This window comes from Clostridium sp. UBA6640, assembly GCF_002455975.1.
Taxonomy (GTDB): Bacteria; Bacillota; Clostridia; order Clostridiales; family Clostridiaceae; genus Clostridium_J.
This window is the reverse complement of the sequence record NZ_DKLM01000006.1, coordinates 11,637-15,703: the sequence shown is the minus strand read 5'-3', so window position 1 is coordinate 15,703 and position 4,067 is coordinate 11,637. Positions and strand designations below refer to the sequence as shown.

The 4,067-nt window shown below is 31.6% G+C and carries 3 protein-coding genes; all 3 read right to left on the bottom strand.

All coding sequences use genetic code 11. The features are described 5' to 3' along the window. Positions 1-469: 469 nt before the first annotated feature. The 3 genes from B2W91_RS00725 to pfkA all read right to left on the bottom strand — a co-directional run bounded on the left by B2W91_RS00725 (position 470) and on the right by pfkA (position 3,998). Positions 470-826 carry a DUF1540 domain-containing protein gene (locus B2W91_RS00725; RefSeq protein WP_291578344.1) on the bottom strand — a complete coding sequence of 119 codons (357 nt, stop codon included), beginning with the start codon at positions 824-826 and terminating at the stop codon, positions 470-472. Between the two features lie 380 nt (positions 827-1,206). Then, complete coding sequence (gene pyk, locus B2W91_RS00720) at positions 1,207-2,967, bottom strand: pyruvate kinase (RefSeq protein ID WP_291578343.1); 1,761 nt, start codon at positions 2,965-2,967, stop codon at positions 1,207-1,209. Between the two features lie 59 nt (positions 2,968-3,026). Further along, positions 3,027-3,998, bottom strand: a complete 972-nt coding sequence (pfkA, locus tag B2W91_RS00715) for a 6-phosphofructokinase (RefSeq protein WP_291578341.1) — start codon at positions 3,996-3,998, stop codon at positions 3,027-3,029. Positions 3,999-4,067 lie beyond the last annotated feature (69 nt).

The following is a 4,067-nucleotide window of genomic DNA, read 5'->3' as shown; positions in this document are numbered from 1 at the left end:
TACTTAAGAGTGTAGCTATATTTAACTATAAACTAATTTTTAAGGTAGTTTATCTATATATTGATTCTAACCCATCTATTTATTGTAACAGAAAGAAACAATTTCAACCATAAAAATAATAAACCAGAAATCTTAAATGCCTCACATCATACAAGGCATCAAGTTCTGCTTATAGTGATGAGCGCTATAGGTAGGTTCTAACAACGCAGTATGATAGAAAATAAACTAACTAAGGCATCTGAAAAAAATAATAGATTAAAGATGGTAGTATATTTTTTATCAGACAAGGCGTTAGGTTCTACTCATAGTGGCGCTATGTGTAGGTTCTAACAACGTAGTATGATAGAAAATAGGCTAACATACTGATTTATTATTTTTTGAAGATACCTAATTAAAAATGACATGTTGCCTAATGCAACATGTCATTTTAGGAGGTTATGCTTATCACTGGAGAACTTTTGAGATTTTGCTATTTAAAAGTTTGGCACTGGGTTCTTGCACTAGTTAATGCACCAGGTCCATGAATTTGTATATAATCAGCTGAACATTTCTTATCAATATTATATGTACAGCTTACAGCATCACACTGTATGTGTGGGCTCATTTCTATGGATGAATTAGTAAATGCCTGTCTTATTTCTCCTGGTACATTCATATTAAATACATTTGAAATAGCATTTTTTAATCCTTTTTCAGCAAAGGTTCCACATTGAGTTAATGAAGTACTATGAGCATTTAATCCTAATACTTGAATAGTATTAGCTGAACATAGTCCTGACATATTATATACACAATTTTCAGCACTACAACCTAAAGTTCCATTCATAATATCACTCCTATTCTTCCATGCTTCTACCTTTATATAGAGAACCAGGCTTTACAATAGCTTCACTATATATAATAGCCAGGCTCTCTTAAATAGGTTTATAAGCTAAACATAAAGTTTAAACTTATAAATCTATGAATCTATTTTGTGTAGAATTTAAGATTTTATACATAGAAGGATACATGTAAGTTTTTCCAATTATTATTTCGCAATATATGGAAGGTTTTTGATTAAATTTGCTATATAATTTCTCATAATAAAATTTATTTTTATGCATAAAAAAATAACACCCAATTAGGGTGTCAATAATAAAAATCAGTTGCCTATATGTTCCATTTAGAATAATGTCCATATACTTATAATATTATACATAAAATGGATTAAGAACTTATATTTGTTCTTCCACTGTAAACTAATCCACGTTTAGAGTCCATAGTTATAAATGAACCTGTTTTAATAATTGATATTGCATCTACTGCACTATATATAATTGGAATATCTCTAGATGAACATTCTAGCACAACACTTGTGCTCATCTCATCCTCTTCTACAATTATTCCAGCTACATTATCTAATACATCTAAAAACTCTCTACCTAATCTTTTTACTACAAGTATGTCTCCTTCTTGAATGTTATTTACAGCATCTTTTACATCTTTTGCATATAAAGCTGTACCGAAGGCAGTTACATCCGCTGTTCCTTTACCTTTAAGTAATATATCTCCTACTATATGAACTTTCATCATATTAGTACTTCCTACATAGTTTGCAGGTACTCCTGCTACCATAACTACAAGGTCACCTTTAGATACATATCCTTTTTCTAATGCAACTTCTGCGCATTTCTCTATAAGTTCATCTGTACTTTCTACTTTTTCTGCTTGTATTGCATATACGCCCCAATTTAAAGCTAAACTTCTTGCAACTTTTTCATAAGGAGTAACTGCAATTATAGGACATTCTGGTCTGTATTTTGAAACCTGTCTTGTAGTATGACCACTTTGAGTTGCAGTAATTATAGCTGATGCATTTAATTCTTTAGCAGTAGCACAAGTTGCTAAACTTATAGCATTTGATACATTAGGAATATGACTCATTTGGCTCTTAGATAGTGATGATTCATAGTTTATATGTTTTTCAGAAGTTATCGCTATTTGAGCCATTGTCTTAACAACTTCTACTGGATATTTACCATTAGCTGTTTCTCCACTAAGCATTATTGCATCTGTTCCATCAAATATTGCATTAGCAACGTCTGATGCCTCTGCTCTTGTTGGTCTTGGATTTCTAATCATAGAATCAAGCATTTGAGTTGCTGTAATAACTGGTTTTCCTGCAGCATTACATTTTTCTATTATCATTTTTTGAACTACAGGAACCTCTTCTGTTGGTATTTCAACACCTAGATCTCCTCTAGCAACCATTATACCATCAGAAAATTTTATAATTTCATCTATATTATTTACACCTTGTCTATTTTCTATTTTTGAGAATATTTGAATATCTTCTCCACCATTTTTGCTTAATACTTTTCTTATATCTAAAACGTCAGAAGCCTTTCTTATGAAAGATGCCGCAACTATGTCTATTTCATTTTCTATACCAAATATTAAATCTGAAACATCCTTTTCTGTTAATGAAGGAAGGTTTATTGCAACATTAGGCACATTGACGCCTTTATTGTTTCCTATAACTCCAGTATTTTTAACTAGAGTATTAACTCTGTTCTCTTCTACACTTTGAACCTCTAAAGCTACAAGTCCATCATTGATTAAGATAATATCATTTTCATTTACATCTTCACAAATGTTATTATAGGTTACGGAACATTTGGTTTCATCACCGATAATTTCTTCTCCACAATATATAGTAAAGTTAGTACCCTCTTTAAGTTCAACAGTATCATTACTAAATTTATGAGTTCTAATTTCAGGTCCTTTAGTATCTAAAATTATTGCTATATGTTTTTGTAATTCTACCCTTATTTCCTTAACCATATCAATTCTTTTCTTGTGTTCTTCGTGACTTCCATGAGAAAAATTTAATCTTGCTGCATTCATTCCTGATTGTATTAAGGTTTTAACTATCTCTCTATCGTCAGTAGTCGGTCCAATTGTACATATTATTTTTGTTTTTTTCATCTCTTTTCCTCCTTTAATTATGCCCATCCTTTTGTTGCCAGGATTATNNGGATTATATATTAGTAAGATAGAGCTCTTGATATATTATATAGCTTCTCATCAAAACTTCTTTCCATTTTAAGAGCTTCATTGATATCCATATCAATGATTTTGCCTTCTCTCATACCAACAACTCTGCCACCTTTATCTTGTATCAATAGTTCTACTGCTTTTGCACCTAATTTTGAAGCTAGTACTCTATCAAATGCACTAGGATTTCCACCTCTTTGAATATATCCAAGCACTGTAGCTCTACTTTCAATACCTGTAACTGCCTCAATTTTTTCTACTAATTTGTGAGCTCCACCAATATTCTTCGCTACACCTTCTGCTAATATAATTAGATTATGTAGTTTCCCTCTTCTCTTACCTTCAAAAATTGATTGGCATATTTCATCAAAATTGAACTCTTTTTCAGGTAATATTACACTTTCAGCGCCACCAGCAATGCCAGCATGAAGTGCTAAATCACCACATTCTCTTCCCATAACCTCTATAACACTAACTCTTTGATGTGAAGTAGATGTATCTCTTATTTTATTTATAGCATCTAATACAGTATTTAATGCAGTATCAAAGCCTATAGTATACTCTGTATAAGGCAAGTCATTATCTATTGTACCTGGAACTCCTATAGTTGGCACTCCATTTTCTGATAAAACTTGTGCTCCTTTAAAAGATCCATCTCCCCCTATAACAATTAATCCATCTATTTTTAAAACTTTCATAACATTAATAGCTTTTTCTCTTCCTTGAGGAGTCTTAAAATCATCACTTCTAGCAGTTTTCAGCATAGTACCACCTCTGTGAATTATGTCCGCTACAGAGCTTCTATTCAGTTCCATTACGTCTCCGCGAATAAGGCCATTATATCCATTTTGTATTCCTAATACTCTTAAATTGCTATCTGTACCCATTCTTACTACAGCTCTAATTGCTGCATTCATAGCAGGAGAATCTCCTCCACTAGTTAATACTCCAATAGTTTTCAATGTAATCACTCCTCTTTATTATTATAACTATCATGTATAGATGTTGTAATAAGGCATATGAAAGAAAAT